This window comes from Thalassotalea euphylliae (genome assembly GCF_003390335.1).
Classification (GTDB): Bacteria; Pseudomonadota; Gammaproteobacteria; order Enterobacterales; family Alteromonadaceae; genus Thalassotalea_F; species Thalassotalea_F euphylliae_B.
Genome location: NZ_QUOU01000001.1, coordinates 2,711,921 through 2,729,903 on the forward strand (window position 1 = coordinate 2,711,921; position 17,983 = coordinate 2,729,903).

At 44.7% G+C, this 17,983-nt stretch carries 15 protein-coding genes; 10 read left to right on the plus strand and 5 right to left on the minus strand.

The window, feature by feature from the left end:
- Positions 1-119: 119 nt before the first annotated feature.
- Positions 120-1,442, minus strand: a complete 1,323-nt coding sequence (locus tag DXX93_RS12050; RefSeq protein WP_147302684.1) for a hypothetical protein — start codon at positions 1,440-1,442, stop codon at positions 120-122.
- A gap of 134 nt (positions 1,443-1,576) precedes the next feature.
- On the minus strand, positions 1,577-2,179 hold the full coding sequence (locus DXX93_RS12055) for a hypothetical protein (protein ID WP_116008308.1): 603 nt from the start codon (positions 2,177-2,179) through the stop codon (positions 1,577-1,579).
- Positions 2,180-2,473: 294 nt separating this feature from the next.
- On the opposite strand from DXX93_RS12055, the gene DXX93_RS12060 reads away from it, so the two are divergent.
- The 6 genes from DXX93_RS12060 (at position 2,474) to DXX93_RS12085 (ending at position 10,711) form a co-directional block, all read left to right on the plus strand.
- Positions 2,474-3,691: a pyridoxal phosphate-dependent aminotransferase gene (locus DXX93_RS12060; RefSeq protein WP_116008309.1), complete on the plus strand. Its 1,218-nt coding sequence runs from the start codon at positions 2,474-2,476 to the stop codon at positions 3,689-3,691.
- 66 nt (positions 3,692-3,757) lie between these two features.
- Positions 3,758-4,360, plus strand: a complete 603-nt coding sequence (yfbR, locus tag DXX93_RS12065; protein ID WP_116008310.1) for a 5'-deoxynucleotidase — start codon at positions 3,758-3,760, stop codon at positions 4,358-4,360.
- Between the two features lie 185 nt (positions 4,361-4,545).
- Positions 4,546-5,142 carry a PEP-CTERM sorting domain-containing protein gene (locus tag DXX93_RS12070; RefSeq protein WP_147302685.1) on the plus strand — a complete coding sequence of 199 codons (597 nt, stop codon included), beginning with the start codon at positions 4,546-4,548 and terminating at the stop codon, positions 5,140-5,142.
- A 526-nt stretch (positions 5,143-5,668) separates the two neighbouring features.
- Positions 5,669-6,394: a TetR/AcrR family transcriptional regulator gene (locus DXX93_RS12075; RefSeq protein WP_116008312.1), complete on the plus strand. Its 726-nt coding sequence runs from the start codon at positions 5,669-5,671 to the stop codon at positions 6,392-6,394.
- Between the two features lie 28 nt (positions 6,395-6,422).
- On the plus strand, positions 6,423-7,604 hold the full coding sequence (locus tag DXX93_RS12080) for an efflux RND transporter periplasmic adaptor subunit (RefSeq protein WP_116008313.1): 1,182 nt from the start codon (positions 6,423-6,425) through the stop codon (positions 7,602-7,604).
- Positions 7,604-10,711: an efflux RND transporter permease subunit gene (locus tag DXX93_RS12085; protein WP_116008314.1), complete on the plus strand. Its 3,108-nt coding sequence runs from the start codon at positions 7,604-7,606 to the stop codon at positions 10,709-10,711. Before DXX93_RS12080 ends, DXX93_RS12085 begins: the two co-directional genes overlap by 1 nt.
- Before the next feature lie 89 nt (positions 10,712-10,800).
- Here DXX93_RS12085 and DXX93_RS12090 read toward each other — a convergent pair whose 3' ends face one another.
- Entirely contained in the window at positions 10,801-12,360 is a 1,560-nt protein-coding gene (locus DXX93_RS12090; protein ID WP_116008315.1) for an HD domain-containing phosphohydrolase, read from the minus strand.
- A gap of 228 nt (positions 12,361-12,588) precedes the next feature.
- Positions 12,589-13,164: a DUF4136 domain-containing protein gene (locus tag DXX93_RS12095; protein ID WP_116009938.1), complete on the minus strand. Its 576-nt coding sequence runs from the start codon at positions 13,162-13,164 to the stop codon at positions 12,589-12,591.
- 617 nt (positions 13,165-13,781) lie between these two features.
- Between DXX93_RS12095 and DXX93_RS12100 the strand changes: the two genes are divergently transcribed.
- From DXX93_RS12100 to DXX93_RS12115, 4 genes are all read left to right on the plus strand, one after another.
- Positions 13,782-15,512, plus strand: coding sequence for an acetolactate synthase 3 large subunit (locus DXX93_RS12100; protein ID WP_116008316.1), 1,731 nt, complete (start codon positions 13,782-13,784; stop codon positions 15,510-15,512).
- A complete protein-coding gene (gene ilvN / locus DXX93_RS12105; RefSeq protein ID WP_116008317.1) occupies positions 15,512-16,009 on the plus strand; it encodes an acetolactate synthase small subunit in 498 nt (165 codons plus the stop codon). Before DXX93_RS12100 ends, ilvN begins: the two co-directional genes overlap by 1 nt.
- A gap of 126 nt (positions 16,010-16,135) precedes the next feature.
- A complete protein-coding gene (locus tag DXX93_RS12110) occupies positions 16,136-16,441 on the plus strand; it encodes a putative signal transducing protein (RefSeq protein WP_116008318.1) in 306 nt (101 codons plus the stop codon).
- 179 nt (positions 16,442-16,620) lie between these two features.
- Entirely contained in the window at positions 16,621-17,139 is a 519-nt protein-coding gene (locus tag DXX93_RS12115) for a GNAT family N-acetyltransferase (RefSeq protein WP_116008319.1), read from the plus strand.
- On the opposite strand, the gene DXX93_RS12120 is transcribed toward DXX93_RS12115, so the two are convergent.
- The gene (locus tag DXX93_RS12120) at positions 17,140-17,835 is read right to left on the minus strand and encodes an SIR2 family NAD-dependent protein deacylase (RefSeq protein ID WP_116008320.1); all 696 of its coding nucleotides are present in this window, start codon (positions 17,833-17,835) and stop codon (positions 17,140-17,142) included.
- Between the last annotated feature and the right edge of the window lie 148 nt (positions 17,836-17,983).

Here is a 17,983-nt window from a genome sequence, read left to right on the forward strand (position 1 = left end):
AGCGCAAAGCAAAAACGTAAAACATAACAAAAGCCAGCCGACACCTGAGTGGTGAACACTGGCTTTTTTATTGGTTAATCTTTACCTTAAATCGCCAATTTGCTTATCACCAAATGTGCCTAGCGCCAATGATGCTGATATAAGCTGAGCGCTTTTAATCGGCTATCAATATGAGCAACCATCTGTTGGTAGTTGGCCGAGCTTACGCCCTGAAACTGTTGAGTAAACTCCCGCTCCCCCAACCCTTCCGCTAGCCCTTGAATTGTCGGCATTAATTCGCCATCACTAACACTGGCCAGTTGCGCTTGTAGTTGCTTGGCTTGTGCTTCTGAATGTGTTGCCATCATGGCCAAGCGCGTGCCTGCTCGGTCTGCCATTAGATCAGCAAAGCTAAAGCCACTGCCGCCTTGGTTGGTGTCTAGAAATTCTTTAAATTCACCCAACGCATCACTCGCTTGATCGTTGCTGAGTAATTGCAGCGCTATTGAGTAAACAAAATGTTGCTGTAAATCGCCTCGACCCGCCAAAGTAATCAAACGGCGATGGCGCGCTTGGCGCACCCGTTGTCGCCAGGTCAGTTTGGCAACATCACCAACGAGGAGCGCCATTCTGTTGTCACCAAAATAGAGCACTAGCGCCACCAGTACGGCTTTGTTTTGTTCAATATAGGAGACAGGCAATTGCTGTTTGTTTTCAGTTATCGCATAGGTGAATATATGATTGATGTACTGATTCACTTTGCCGTTAATGGGCTGTTGATTGGCAAAAGCCAATAACGCTTGGTAGTAGCGTGTGATCATTTCCTTATCGCCGAATAACGCTAATTCATCGCGCAGTTTTGATAGTAAAGAAGCATTTTGCCTCAGCGCGAGCACGTCTTTATCAACATTCAATCCCACGACAAGTTGGTTGGGTGAAGTCGCAACGCTGGTCACCGTTTTTAAGAGCTTATCTGTTGCCCCTTCGCCCGCGTAATAGTCGACCAGCCAACGCATCAAGCGAATAGTGCTAGTGCCACTTAGTGATAAACTGCCCACTTGCACACCAGCCAGCGCGATGCCCGTTTTGGAAGGCAATAAGGTTGCACTTACGTTAACAAACTGCTGGTTTAACGGCTTGGGAAGGCTAAGTGCCCCCAGCAACACAGCGCCATATTCAGACAAGGTAATGTTAACCGCAGCGCTTGGTACCGCGCGATGAAAAAGTGCTGTAAGGCCATCTATTTCAGCTTGTGTTAACACTAATTGGGTTTGCTGCTCGCCATTGCGCCACGTATCGGCAAAGCGTTTAGCCAAGCGTTTACTGTTATCGGCATGACTGGCAGAAATTTGATGTTGCTGGTAAATCAAAGGCTCGCTATCAACGAGCATCACTAACAAGGAGAACGCCCCCATTAGCAACATTAGCGGCAGTAAAAAAAGAAATTTAACGAAACGCTTCAAGAAGAGGTAACCAATTGATAGACAATTTATAAGTGCTAAGGTTATAGCGGTTGTTGGCCTAGGTGTACAGATTTAATGATCAAATTGCCGTTCAAACATCAATAACATTGATAGTGCGATGTAATGCTGGGCATTTAAACTTGACACAAATCCCAATACACTTGTTTATTGTAGCGCTTCGCCATACGTTTGTTTAACTCTCTGAATGTGGTCAGCGGCTCGTCGTTGGGTTGAATGCACTGCCAAATAAATTGGTGGCAGTTGTTTTCAATCAAATGATAATCGCGATATTGATATATTTGCGCAATTGCTCGCTGTGCTGCCACTTCACTCGCAAGTGGTGTCGCAGTTGAATCACAAGCAACAAAAATCCGTTTTCCAGAGCGCTCTTGAGTAAAGCGAGCTGGAGAAACAGGTTTGATTAAACCATTGCCACCCAGCTCAATAATGGTGTCGTCACCTATCCAAATCCCTGTGTGATCAAGTACACCGCCGATACCACAGCATACTATTGCGCCTATAGTTGGACGCGCGATTTGCTCGGTATTGAATAATTCTGAGGGATAAATCGCAACAGCTGAGGTATCGCTATTTGACGCGAAATCTTTGTTAAGCGGTTTGCCATTGGGGTGCTTTAGCCGCTGTTGTTGCTGCTTTTTTCTATCTTCGCTGACGAGCTCTTTGACCGCGAAAGCAGACACTGCTGCCGCGCCTAACCAAAAAAACGGAATTGGCATAATACCTCCAAGAAGAATTTACTCACTCTTGTCCAATCATATGGATCAATTAACTCAGCCATAGACATTACAGCTACCTGCTCCTTGTGATTAGTTATGTGGCTTTATACTTTAGTCTACGTAAATAGCACATAGCTGAATTAAGCATAATCAGCTTTCATTAATAATGTGAAATAAGGGCGCGTAAAAAGCGATAAAAAAGTTGCAAGTAACTGTTTCAAAACCCACAAATACTGTTACATTAACTGCCTTACCCAATTTTCTTAAATCAATAACTAATCGGTGGCAGTAAAAATGAAAACAGTGACTAAATCCTCAAAACTCAACAATGTTTGTTATGAGATCAGAGGACAAATCGCCGCCGAAGCCAAGCGTTTGGAAGATGAAGGGCACAAAGTACTCAAACTCAATATTGGCAACCCTGCTCCATTTGGCTTTGAAGCACCTGACGATATTCTCAAAGACGTGATTCATAACCTGCCAACGGCGCAAGGCTACAGTGACTCAAAAGGTATTTACTCGGCGCGTGTTGCTGTGATGCAATATTTCCAGCAACAAGGAATTTTAGGCGTTAACGTTGACGATATTTTTATTGGCAATGGCGTCAGCGAGCTTATTGTGATGGCGATGCAGGCCTTGCTGGAAGACGGTGATCAAGTACTCATTCCAGCACCGGATTACCCACTGTGGACGGCGGCAGTATCTTTGTCTGGTGGTAAGCCTGTTCATTACAAATGTGACGAAGATAATCACTGGTTTCCAAATCTTGACGATATGGAAAGCAAGATCACCAAAAAAACGCGTGCCATTGTGTTAATTAATCCCAATAACCCGACGGGTGCAGTGTATTCGGAAGAAGTACTACAAGGGATATTAGCACTGGCACGTAAACACGGTTTAATTGTTTTTAGTGACGAGATTTACGACAAAATCTTATACGATGGTGCCGTGCACACCCCTACTGCCCGCCTTGCGGAAGACGTGTTAATCATGACCATGGGCGGCTTGTCTAAAAATTACCGTATTGCCGGTTTTCGCGCGGGCTGGATGGTGATTACTGGCCCTAAACTACTGGCGGAAGATTACGTTGAAGGGCTAAATATGCTCTCAAGTATGCGTCTGTGTGCCAACGTGCCATGCCAATACGCCATTCAAACCGCTTTGGGTGGCTACCAAAGTATTAATGAACTGATTAATGGTGACGGCCGTTTATTAAAACAACGCAATACCGCTCATGAAATGATCAACGCTATTGATGGCTTATCATGCCAACCAGCCATGGGCGCACTGTATCTGTTTGTTAAAGTGGATATGGAAAAGTTCAATATTAAAGACGATGAGAAAATGGTGTTGGACTTACTCAAGCAAGAAAAAATTCTGCTAGTCCATGGTCGAGCGTTCAATATTGAAGAAAGTAACTATTTCAGATTAGTGTTTTTACCGCATGTTGACGAGTTAGTGCCAGCGATTGAGCGATTGGGACACTTCTTTAATACCTATCGCCAAGATTAGTGAATGACAGAAGCACATACGTGAGCTATGCCAAAGTCCAAGTAATTAAGGAGCAATAAAGCACTCATGATCAAAAGTACCTTTTTAGCTTGGATTTTACGTATGCCGCTGATCAAACGCTGGGCCTTGATGCATTCCGTAAAAAAGGAAAACATTGCTGAGCACTCGCATCAAGTCGCTGTGATTGCACATTTACTGGCGGTTATCCGCAACCAGTATTTTAATGGCACGCTCAGCCCTGAGCGTGCCGCAACCATAGCACTTTATCACGAGGTTTCAGAAACCAAGCTGCAAGACATTAATCACGTTACTAAGTATCACAACCCCGCCCTCACCAAAGAATTTAAAAAGTTGGAAGAGTTAGCCGAACTGGAATGTTTACACAGTTTGCCTGAGCCGCTGCGCGAGACATTTAAACCGCTACTCGTGCAGTCTCAAGTCGATAGCGACTACAAAAAAATTGTTAAAGCTGCGGATTTAATTTCCGCTTACCTTAAAGCGAACGATGAAATATCGTACGGTAATAAAGAATTTAGCCACGTAAAAACGCGATTGCTAGCAATGCTTGAGCAATTTAAACAAGATATGCCAGAAGTTGCTTTTTTTCTCGACACCTTTGAAGAGCACTGTTTTGTCAGTGTTGATAAATTAGCGCAAGACGATCACTAAGCCTGTACTCATAAGCAAGCGCTATTGGCCGTTTGCTAGCACACAGCTTTTTGCGTAAACACAGTTTTGCCAGAAAAAATCGCAAACTCATATTTTCCCCACATTTGATCATTACCCTGTTTTTATTGTGTTATTTAGCAACTTGCCTTGGATAAACCAAGGTTAAGTTAATAGGGAGCTTTATTTTGACGACATTGAAGTTATTCGTGCTCAGTGTGGCATTACTTGTTTCAAGCCAAGCAAATGCAGGGGTAATGTTTTACTCGGATCAAGGGGCATTTGAAACCGCACTTAATTCACCAATGACGTTCGAGGGCTTTAACGACAATCCCTTAGCGTTGGTTGAAGTAGAATCCGGCTATATCCGCTATAGAACCAACAGCAGTTTAGTATCTGAAGGTGAACGCGCACTAACCCTTAGAGAAAGAAATTCGGTGACGTTTCATTTCAATCACGAGGTTTTTGCTTTTGGGTTATTTGTGAACGAGCTGAACTCAACCAACCTAAACTATACCGATAATCTTGGTAATGAATTAATCGACGCCTTAAAAGTCACCGATATATGGAATGCCAGTACTTTCTTTGGCGTAACGAGCGACGTTGCCTTGACCTCGTTTACCTTAACCGGTTTTACAACGTCATCAAATGCAAACGCGGTATTTGGCATTGATGCCTTGCAATTTACCGCTAGCCCAACGTCAGTGCCAGAGCCAGCAACTTGGTTAAGCTTCTTACTCGCGTTGTTTTTGCTCGTAAGGCTTTCGAAGCAACAAAAGACTTGAAGCAGCTAAGTTAGTGGCTTTTACACCTCACTAATTCCCTCAATTTAAGATGTCGGCAGTTAATCTCGGCCACTTACAATCGTTATAACGCCAGTTAGGATATTAGGCTGGGACTCGGTATTACTCTGTACTTGATAGCTTCTGCCGACAAGATATTAATTTTTTCAGACAAAGTGTTTTTCCAAGTAACGGTAAATCAACTAAACTGCTCGAAATTTAATGCCTAGTCAGCTCAACTCCTCGCGTACACCCCAAGACTAAAGTCATATATATTATTGTTTTTATTAGCTATATATTTATAGCGTCACTATTCCTGAATCGTATTGAAATTAGCTTTTCACTTTTTTGGATTTAGGCTTTCAATTTCACAGCTCACCTGTTTTTCCTATTACTAGCGTTGACAAAATACCATCAGCAATTAAAATAAACCGCATTCGAACATCATTCGTATAGTGTTCGAATAACAATCAATAAAGATAAAACGCCAACTAGCACTCCATTAGCTGATAAGAATTTAAGGAAATTTATGGCGCCAGCACCTAAATATAGCCCGCAAGAACAAGAGGTTCTGATCCTCAATGCGGCGGCAAACTGTATCGCCGAAACCTCGGTATTAGATTTTACGATGTCTGCGGTATCGAAAGCCGCCGGTTTATCAATGGGATCAATTTATAAACACGTGCAATGTAAAGAAGACATTATCTTCGCGCTTGCTACCCGTGTGTTTTCGCATTGGAGCAAACTGTTTGAGCAAGTGTTTGAATTGCCGTTGACCACACCGGAGAAAATTGTCGCTATCGGTTTATTCGATCCTGAAAAAGTACAGGTTTATCCATTCGACACCGATTTGGATGGCTTTGCGGCCAACGAAGTCGTTATCCGCCGCGCGTCACCATTGTGGACAGATCGGATGATCGCTGCACACGAAAAGTGCGAGGCGATTTTCAATAAACTTATGCACCAAGCGGCCTACAGTGGAGAGTTAAAGCTAAATGGCCACACTGAACAGATGATTGAAGAAATCAACCTAAGCTGTTGGGCATTAATGGAAGGCCACAAGTACGTGCAACGCGTAACACAAACGCGTCTGATTTCAGAAGGCACCGACACCCTTCAAGAACCAACATCCACAGACTCATTGATAGTAAAAAGTATTGCACGCTTGCTCAACAGTTATGAATGGCAAACACCGCTTAGCCCTGCAGGTATTGAAAAAGCAGCGGCCTTACTCGTGGAACTCGGCTTGAGATAACTAGCACTCAGTTTATAGGAAGAGAAAAATGCACATTAAATCATGGTTAACCGCCCTACTGGTTATCGCTGTAACGATTGGCGGCCTTGGCTTTTTCAAGTTTCAGCAAATTCAAGCGGCAATGGCTATGGCGGCGTCATTTCCAGAGCCATCAGCGGCAGTGAAAACACATATCACCGAGGCGCGTGAATACGTGCCAAATTATCAAGTAAACGGCCAAATCGTTGCGAAACAAATTGTTCAATTACAAAACGAACTACCGGGTATTATTTACCAAGTAAACTTTGCCGGTGGTGATAAAGTTGCGCAAGGTGACTTGTTACTAGCGCTTAACACGAGCGAAGAGCAAGCTCAACTGGCTTCTGCTAAGGCGACATTGAAACTGCGCAAAAGTAATTTTGCGCGCATGGCAACGCTGGTAAAACAAAATAAAGTCAGTCAGCAAGAATACGACCTAGCCGAAGCTGAGATGGCCATCGCGAAATCGACGATTGAAAATCTGCAAAGCATTATTGCGAAAAAACAGGTCATCGCGCCATTTAGCGGTATTGTCGGTCTAGACACCTATCAGGTGGGTCAGTTTTTACCGAGTAATTCTGCGATTACAACGATTGTCGGCAACGATGCCAATATTTGGGTGGATTTTCAGGTGCCACAAACGAAGCGCCGCTTGGCAATAGGTGAGCAAGTTGTGGTCTCAGCCATTGCCAACGATGGCCAAACAAAGCGCTACACGGCAAAAATTATTGGTCAAAATGCCCAAGTGCAAGCTAACTCTCGCCATATGATATATCGCGCCGAAATTATCAATGGAGCCGCCTATTTTCGCCACAATGAGCTAGTGAAAATTACCATTAATGATCAAGCCCAGCAGCTCGTTGTGGTGCCAAACTCGGCAGTGGTGCGAAATCAACTAGAGTCATTTGTTTATCAATTAGTAAAAGATGAGCGCAAAGCTTATCGCGCACAAAAGCTGAGGGTTGAGTTAGGCGAGCGTTTAGGCGATGAGCAGGTGATTATTTCAGGCTTAGACGAAGGTGTATTAATTGCGACCCAAGGCTCGTTTAAGTTACGCTCTGGTTTATTGGTTTACCCAGAAGCCAGTGCGAAAAGCGAGTTAAGTGCAGCGTTACTTAACATCAATACTCACACCGATACCAACAGAAATACCGATAAACATACGCACAGCAATAGCGCGGAGCAACACTAATGAGCGCCTTGCATGAGAACAAACCATCACTAATGGATATTTTCGTTAGCCGTCCTGCGCTTGCGATAGTATTGTCCTTGCTCATTGTACTGGCGGGTCTTAACGCTGCCTACAAGATTTCAGTGCAGCAATTTCCTCGTATAGAAAGCGCATCGCTTGAAATTAATACCACCTACACCGGGGCTTCGGCAGAAGTGGTTAAAGGCTATGTAACTGAGCCCATAGAGCGCGTTGCTTCAACGGTACCGGGCGTTGATTATGTTGATTCACAAACACTGGCTGGCAGCAGCAAAGTCACCGCTTGGCTACAACTAAATCACGACACCACTGACGCATTAGCCGAGTTAACCACTCGCTTAGGTCAAATTAGTTTTGAACTGCCAACGGGGGCGGAAGACCCCGCAGTTTCCGTGCGCCGCGCCGATAGCCCTTACGCGATTTTCTACCTTAACGTGCATGCAGAAGGAAAAGCCCGCAGCCAAGTGACTGACTATTTAAGCCGAAATATCACCCCAGTGTTAAGTGATATTCCCGGTGTTCAAAAAGTCACCCTTGAGGGCGGTAGAAACCCAGCAATGCGCATTTGGATTGACGCTGACAAACTGGCGGTGTTTAATCTCAGCGCCAACGATGTGCAGCGCGCCCTTCAAGGCAATAACACAATTGCAACGCTTGGTTACAGTGAAAACAGCCGCCAGCGCATTGATTTATTAGCTAACACCACACTACAAACCGTTGAAGACTTTGAGCAGCTAGTGATCAAAGAGATGGACGGCGCGACCATTCGCATCCGTGATGTCGCCACGGTTGAGTTAGGCGAAGAAGAAGGGTTTGTTACCGCGCGTTTAGACCACCAAAATACCATTTTCCTTGCGGTTTGGCCGCTACCGGGTGCCAATGAAATATCTATTGGTGACGCCCTTTATCAAAAGCTCGAACGCGTTAATGCGACATTACCTGACGGTATGAGTATCGATATTGGCTACGATGGCACCTTATACATGCGTGATGCCATCAAGGAAATTTTCTCCACCTTAATTGAAACCGTGTTGCTGGTTGGCATTGTAGTAATCGCCATGATGGGCTCATTTAGAACCGCACTTGTGCCGCTGATCACCATTCCTATTTCAATTCTCGGTGCTATCGCGGTGATGTCACTAATGGGCTTTTCACTTAACCTGCTCACTATACTGGCCATCGTGCTCTCTGTTGGTTTAGTGGTTGATGACGCCATCGTCGTGGTTGAAAATGTCGCTCGCCATATGCGTGAAGGAAAGTCGCGATTTAACGCCGCACTGATCAGCTCTCGTCAATTATTAGTCCCCGTTATTGCGATGACACTCACCCTCGCCGCAGTGTACGCACCAATTGGCTTTTTATCCGGATTAACCGGTTACTTGTTCCGCGAGTTTGCCTTTACGTTAGCCGTTGCCGTGCTTATTTCGGGATTGGTGGCGATCACCCTCTCGCCGGTAATGAGTGCCTATGTGTCACCCCAAGGTGGTAAAGAAGGACGCTTAACGAAAAAAGTGAACGGGGGCTTTGAACGCTTACAAGCCAAGTATTTGAAACTACTCGACAGTATTTTTACTTTTAAAGCCCCTATTATCTTTGTCGCTGTCGTCTTTAGTTTGCTGGTTGTGCCTTTTTATATGCTTTCGCAAAAAGAGCTGGCACCGGTTGAAGATCAAAACAGTATCAATGTTGTCGTCGAAGCGCCGCCAGAAGCGTCAATGGACTACACCACAAACAATATGAACCAAGTGGTTGATACCCTTAAAGCCACCGATGGCGGCAAGTTTGTTTGGCAAATTCTCACCAAAAACGCCGGATTTGGTGGCATTGAGCTTGCCAGTTTTGAACAACGCGACCAAAGCGTGCACGAGAGCTTACCAGCGCTATATGGTCAACTTGGGCAAATCTCGGCATTAAATTTACTCCCTGTTCTGCCGGCAGCCTTGCCAACCGCAGGTCAGTTCGATGTCGAGGTAGTCATTCGTACCAACGATGATTACGGTACGATGCGCGATTATGCCGAACAGATCATAGCTCAAGCCTATCAATCAGGTAACTTTATGTTTGTCGACACCGATCTCAAAATCGATTTGCCGCAATCAGAGCTGGTCATCGACAAAACCTTAGTGGCAGATCTCGGCTTAAACCTTGCCGATGTTAATCAGCAGTTAAGCGTATTGATGAGTAATAATTACGTCAATCGCTTTAACAATGAAGGTAAAGCCTATCGGGTGATCCCTGTGGTTGGCGCACAGCAAAAATTCAATCCAGAAGATATTTTGGATATGCAAATTGCTACGGCAGACGGCACACTTGTACCTGTCGCCAGCTTTGCCACCATTCGCGCGATTACCGCTCCTCGCGTGTTAGGCTCTTTTAACCAACAAAAATCATTCCGTATTTTTGCGGGTATCCTGCCGCATGTTACCAAAGAACAAGGGCTAGCAAGTATCGAACAAATTGCCGCTGATATTGTTCCCCAAAATTACTCAGTGGACTATGCGGGTGAGTCCCGCCAGCTGCGTAAAGAAGGCAATACTATGGTCGGTGTCCTGCTGATTTCCATGGTCGTGGTTTATTTTGTCTTAACGATCCAATTCAACAGTTTCAGAGACCCACTAGTTGTGTTGTTAGGCTGTGCGCCACTGGCGTTATCCGGTGCATTAATGCTTGCTTTTGTCGGTTTAACTTCCGTCAATATTTACTCGCAAATCGGCCTGATCACCTTGATAGGGTTAATTGCCAAAAATGGTATTTTAATTGTGGAGTTCGCCAACCATATGCAGCTACAAGGCGCCAACAAAATTAACGCGGTAAAATCCGCAGCAAGTACCCGATTACGCCCTATTTTAATGACGACAGCGGCAACCGTACTTGGTCATTTCCCACTGGTGTTAGTGACTGGCGCGGGTGCAGAAGCACGCAATAGTATTGGTATTATCCTGGTGGCAGGTATGCTGATCGGCACTTTCTTTACTTTGATTGTTTTGCCTATTTTGTATAACTGGCTGGCCAAAGATCATCGCGGAGAAACTAAACTTGACGAGATGACAACAACGCCAATCCAGCTTAAAGCGGTAAACATAAGCTAATGTCTACTCGACACATTAAAAAAAGGCAATATGAGTTACCGCATATTGCCTTTTTTCACTGAGAAAGATTGCTACGCTCTGCTGAACAATTACTCAGTATCTGGATACTGCTCACGTATCGAGACAAATTCGTCGAAGTTAGCAAATAAAATATCCACTAACCTTGGCTCAAATTGAACGCCGCGCTGTGCTGCGATGTGCGCTTTAATTTCATCGACCTGCCATTTTTTACTGTAGCAGCGATCGTTGCCCAGCGTATCAAAGACATTGGCAAGGGCAGCAATGCGAGCTTCGAGTGGTATTTCCTCCCCTTGCAGGCCATCAGGATAACCAGAGCCGTCCCAGTTTTCATGTTGAGAATGCGCGATGCGCGCGCCAAGCTGTGAAATACTCGCTTTTGACCGCGCCAATATTTCACCACCAAGCACAGCGTGAGTTTTCATCACGTTCCACTCGTCGTCTGTCAGCGAATCTGGTTTATTTAAAATATGATCAGGAATTGCGACTTTACCAATATCGTGCAAGGGCGCAGCAATTCTAATCGCACTGGTATAACGCTCAGACAAGCCTATTTTTTGGGCAAACAAAGTACTTAACAGACTGACCCGTTGGGCATGTCGTCCAATGTGTTGGTTGCGAGTTTCAATCGCCTCACCCACTAAATACAACATCTCTGTTTGCGTGCGCTCAATTTCGTGACGCTGCGTTAAGCCTTCAAGGATCAAAGCGACATTGGTTGCGTAGAGTTCAGCTAAGTTTGTTTTAAAATGTTCCGCGTGTTGCTCAAACTCAATGTAAAGCACACTAGCAGCAGTACTACCTGAATTGCCTGTTTCATAGTAGCCAATAAAACAATCGTCATCAGTGTAATGCTTTTTATTTTCAAATGTTTGGCTGATTAAGGTTTTGATGTGCCCATCGATTGCCGAACTTTCAAGGCTGTCTGATTCGCTGATGTACTTGCCAGTACAAGCAATAATCATGTTTGACGCACTTTGGTCAAAATCCACTTGATTGCGAGCAATATAAAGCGCCGAGCTTTCAACATTCATTAACGACAGTAAATGTTGTAATGCCGCTGAACCAAATGACCGGATCTGGTTGATTTTCAACAAATCATGAGTTGCAGCGATCAGTTGTTTAAAACCGTCTAAGCTACGCTGAATGGTGATGATGTCGCGATAAGCGCGAATACCCGCATAAACGCTAGTGATCATTTTACCTGAGGTAAAATCTGTTTTTTCTTTGTAGTCGTTGATGTCAAATTCTTTGATCACTTTAGCTTCTGGCGCACTACCCGCCTGACCCGTGCGCAGAATTAAGCGAATGGCCTGGTTTTTTAGGTCGTCGCGAATCCACTGAACCAGCTCTAACCCTGCGTGATCGGTTTCCATCACGACATCGACAAATGCGAGCGCGAAATTGTCGTCGTCTTTCAGGAGTTGCTTTGCTTGCTCACTCGAATAGACGGAAACCAGCTCTAACTTACGCCCCTCAATTTCTGCATCGGCTAATACCAGGTGAGTCACTTGGTGAACTGATTCGTCGTCGTCAACAATAAGAATACGCCAAAACTTTTCAGCTTTTGCGATGGCGTTAGATGCGCCATCTTCCTGATCAGGTTCGTCCTTAAAAATAAATTTATCCATGATTAACTACACATGTATCTGCTTCTAATTCTTGTGCGCTATACACTGGCATATTTTGACGTAAAATTTAAGTAAAACGGCGTAATAATTTATCACTGCCTCGCAATCACCAGTGGTTTTTTACGATGAGCTAAAAGCTCAGCCCCCTCAAAAAGCCTCAAAGAGAAAGAGGCACAAAAAAGCGCCCGGTTGGACGCTTACTGATAACCTTATGTAAACACAATTGCGTTACTCAAAGTTGGCAACAACTTCGTCAACAACTGTTTTAATGGTGGCCATCGAGTCATCGTTGTCAGCCTTTGACATACGTTTAACAGCCCAGCCATGCCAAGTGGGTTGCTTGGTTCTTACGTCGAACACGTCGATCGCCAATTTCCCTTCGGTATAGTTGCGCACATGCGTATCAGAGCCCACAACTACGTTGCCATAATAACCGCCATAGTAGCCACGGCCCCAGCCCCAACCTGCACGATATGCGGTTGGAAAGCTGTCTACGCGAACTTTGTCTCGGCTGCCAACAGTATATGAAACGGTAAAGTCAGCCGTTTGTGGCGATTCAACTAAGGTGTACCCTTTAGCGATAAAAGCGCGCTCAATTGCCTCATCAACACGTACTTTCATCACAGGATTAATATCGGTTGGCGCAGATAAGATCTTTGATTCTTTCAGCCAAGCAAAGGTCTTGTAATCAGTGGTACTGATCTGCTCGTTTTTATCAAAATTCACTTTTGCTTTATAGGTTGTGGCACAACCCGCTAGCCCAGCAACTAGCGCGACTAACATGACTTGCTTAAATACTTTCATAAGTTGCATCCCATATACGACAAATAACTACAGTAAACTAGACCTTAGACAAGCAGCTTTGCTTTCTAGTTTCCTGCGGAATCTAAATTCAGCGAAAAGGGGTGTTAACACTCCCTCTAGGTAGCTATTCGTTTATGTGTCTGTTGATTAAAACGTGATTAACACGGCCGCTGACGTTGCTACCTACCCTATCGCCTTAATTTACCACTAAAAATCATCACCTTAAACTAGTGAAATAATATTTGCTTCAAAACCAGTAAGCAAAGGGTTAACGATTAAGGTTTAAATAACTTTAAGTTATAGTGATTATTACGCAGAAAAGCCTTGTCAAGCTCGTCGCAATGCGCATTTTTTATTAATTCGTGAATATTGTAATTAATGGTTGACAAAGTAAGCCGAACCCCTTAAAAATGGTGGCAACTTAATCAGCTATGCAACTTTTTGTTAACGTGAAATCAGCATTTATCCTCATCGTACGTCTCGTGGTCGTCGTGGTTGTCAAACCACAGCGGGGCTGGTGCTATTCATAGGAAAGACATAGTTTACACACCAAAAAACCCCCGCTCTGCACAGACCGGGGGTTTTTTATTAATTTAGTACATATTAAGGGCGAGACAATGACGAAGGAGCTATATACCGGCGCTGAAATGGTGGTCAAGGCACTATCAGCACTAAAGGTCAAATACATATTTGGCTACCCGGGTGGTTCAGTACTTGATATTTATGACGCAATTTTCAATCAGGATGATGTTGAGCATATTCTGGTACGACACGAACAAGCGGCCACTCATATGGCGGATGGTTATACCCGGGCAACCGGTGAAGTTGGCGTGGTGTTAGCAACCTCAGGCCCAGGGGCAACCAACTGTGTAACGGGTATTGCGACCGCTTATATGGACTCCATTCCTATGGTCGTACTCGCAGGTCAAGTGGCAACGAGCTTAATTGGTGATGATGCATTCCAAGAAACTGACATTGTTGGCTGCTCTCGACCTATCGTAAAACACAGCTTTAATTGCCGTAAGCTAGAAGATATTCCAAATATCATTGCCAAAGCATTTTACATCGCCAATTCTGGCCGACCGGGGCCTGTTGTTGTTGAGCTGCCAAAAGATATGCTGATCCCGCAAAACAAAGGGGAATTTCATATTGATACAGATGTACAGCTACGCTCATACAACCCAACCGTCAAAGGTCATCCCAAGCAAATCAAAAAAGCGGTACAAACTATCGCTAATGCCGAGCGTTTAGTGGTTTACACTGGTGGTGGTATTGTTTTATCTGACGCCTCAGAGCAGTTAACAACGCTAGTTGAGCGATTAAATGCCCCGATCACCAATACTTTAATGGGACTTGGCGGCATTTCCGGTGTGCACCCCAACTTCCTGGGCATGCTAGGTATGCACGGTAGCCTTGAAGCGAATAAAGCGATGGCCAATGCCGATGTTATTTTGGCGCTGGGTGCGCGTTTTGATGATCGCGTAACAAATAACGTACAGAAGTTCTGCCCTAACGCCACCATTATTCATGTCGATGTTGACCCGACATCCATTTCAAAAACCATTAATGCGCACATTCCTGTCGTCGGCCTTGTCGACAAAGTCATGGCACAATTAATGGAAGAAATGGATGCGACTGGTTATGAGCGCAATGAAGCGGCGCTAACGAACTGGTGGCAACAAATCGAAGAATGGCGCAGTGTAAATAGCTTTAGTTACCAAGCTCCAGCGGAAGATGACAAAATCAAACCACAACAAGTGGTTGAAGCCATGTACGAAATTACCAAGGGCGAAGCTTACGTTTGCTCTGATGTCGGCCAACACCAAATGTTTGCTGCGCAATACTATCCCTTTGCTAAACCAAGACAATGGATCAACTCAGGTGGTCTAGGCACTATGGGCTTTGGTTTACCTGCGGCGATGGGCGCCAAGCTTGCATTCCCTGACAGCCATGTAATTTGTATTACGGGTGATGGCTCTGTTCAAATGAACATTCAAGAGTTGTCGACTTGTTTGCAATACAACCTACCTGTTGTCATCGTGTCACTGAACAACCGTTCTCTGGGGATGGTGCGTCAATGGCAAGACATGATTTACGGTGGCCGCCACTCTTCTTCTTACATGGAATCGCTACCTGATTTTGTTAAGTTAGCCGAGTCTTATGGTCATGTCGGTATTCAAATTAATCATTTAAGTGAACTTGACGAGAAGCTTAATGAGGCATTTGCCATTCGCAACCGTCTAGTTTTTGTTGATGTTTTGGTTGACGAGAAAGAGCACGTTTACCCAATGCAGGTGCGTCATGGCGCCGTAGATGATATGTGGATCAAAAAAGGAGAAAAAGCATAATGCGTCGTATTTTAGCCATTTTACTTGAGAATGAACCTGGCAGCTTATCGCGCATTGTCGGCTTGTTTTCCCAACGTGCCTTTAATATTGAAAGCTTAACCGTAGCGCCAACAGAAGATGAAAGCCTATCGCGCATTACCATTGCCACTTCTGGCGATGATTGCGTGTTAGAGCAAATCGTTAAGCAAGTGAACAAGCTCATTGATGTGATCAAAATCACCGATTTAACTGAGCGCAGCCATGTTGAGCGTGAATTGTTACTGATTAAATTGCTAGCAATGAACGATAAAACACGTACCGAAGTCAAACGCATTGCCGATATTTTCCGTGGCAACATTGTTGATATTGGCAAGCAGGTTTATACCGTGCAAGTGACTGGTGATGCTGAAAAGCTCGACGCCTTTATCAGCGCGGTTTCTAACGAAACCGAGGTCATTGAGTCTGTGCGCTCTGGCTGTGTTGGTATTGCTCGCGGTGAGAAAGCGCTGCGCGTTTAAGCGGCTAACACCTTAAACCCAAGAAAAGTTACACCTTTTAAGTACAGGGGCAGACTAATAAAGTCTGCCTTTTTTATTTATACTTTAGAAACTGTTGTAATAACCTAAGTTAATTAGGGGCTTAAATTGCTGATCTACACCCATGAAAACCCCGTTGTTGTCGCTAATGTGCAAAACCTGCTAACCATGGCGGGCATAGAGGTATTGCTCAAAAATCAATTTGCCAGCGGCGGTGTTGGCGAGTTAGCGGCCGTAGATGCATGGCCTGAGCTGTGGTTAGTGAATGAGCGTCAGGCGGAAAAAGCCCAACAGATAATTGCCAATGCCAAGCGCCAAGGACAGCGGGAAGATTGGTTTTGCCCTCACTGTAAAGAGCAAAATGGTGCAGCCTTTGAAGTGTGCTGGCAGTGCGAAACTCCTTTTCCCGAATAACGTTCGTCCTAAATCACACCTGCACTGAATAAAGCACTTTTCTTGGCCTAGGTTAGTCAGCAAAGATAAGACAGCCTAGTTAAGACAGCACAGTTAAGACAATTTAGCTTAGACAGTTTACGTTAGACAATCTCGCTTAGAAAATTTAGCGTAGAAAATTGAGAGCAGACGCGCAATTTATGTCAAACCATCAAATCCAAGATAAACAATCAACGCAGCTAAGTTTATGTGGGCACAACCCCTCGTTGAAACAGTTTTATCGTTCGCAGCGCTACAGTGCGAAATTTAAAGGCTATGATCAAGCCTTTATCATCACTGACACTGTACTAGAAGAGAAAAACAGGCAAGAACAAGCTCATGAACAGCAAATTATCGCCGCGGTGATAATTAGTCAGCTGCAATTAGCTCACTCACAAGCCCTATTACACGCGTTAGTCGTGAACAAACAACACCAAAAGCAAGGGCTAGCTAAACAACTACTTAATTACTCTCTCAACCATTGCAGCTTGCCGGTGACGCAGACTGTTTGTTTTGCCAATGCCAACTTAGCTAAGCTTTACCAAGCCTGTGGCTTTGCGTTTGGCACGGAGTGTGAGTTAACGTCACTATTACGGGATAGGTATATTAGCTACAGTAAACATCAGCCCGAACTCAAGATATTTATCAAAGAGGTTCATAAAGGTGTTAGCGATAAATAACTAGCAAAGCGCAAGTAAGTCGGATTTGAGTTTAGCCAGACCGCGACTGGCGGTATCAGCAACTACAGTCAAGTTAGTCAACTGACTTACTGCTTCATTAATCGCAGGCTTAGGATCTATGTAGTAAATCGGCGTACCTGTCGGTGTGAAATTAGCGAGGCTGGCAGCTGGGTAGACTTGCATTGATGTACCAATAATGAGTAATACATCTGCTTGTGCGACCCATTTTGCCGCAGGCGCTAACATGGGTACCATTTCACCAAACCAAACGATGTTCGGCCGCAGTTGACTGCCTAATTCGCAAGTTTGCCCAATTTCAATATCTTCGCGACATGCGTAAACTAGCGAGTCATCACGACTGCTTTTAGACTCTAACAGTTGGCCGTGTAAGTGAATAATTTGGCGACTTCCAGCCCTCTCGTGCAAGTCATCGACATTTTGTGTGACAATCGTCACATCAAAATGCTGCTCTAAATCCGCTAAAAGCTTATGTCCTTCGTTTGGCTCGGCCGACAACAGCTGGCGCCTGCGTTGATTATAAAAATCGAGTACAAGTGATGGATTTTGCTGCCAACCTTCAACGCTAGCGACTTCCATCACATCGTGCCCTTCCCATAAACCGTCGGCATCACGAAACGTTTGTAAACCACTTTCGGCACTCATACCTGCGCCGGATAACACCACCAACTTTTTCATTTACGACACTTTTTGTGTTTATCTATGGCCACAGTAAATCATCTCGCGTAGTCGGTGTACATACCCATGCTGCTTCAACGTGCTTGTTTCAGTTGGAATTAAAAGCGGTTTAGGCAAGGCATTGATTGCAGAGAAGGGTCGCTCTCCT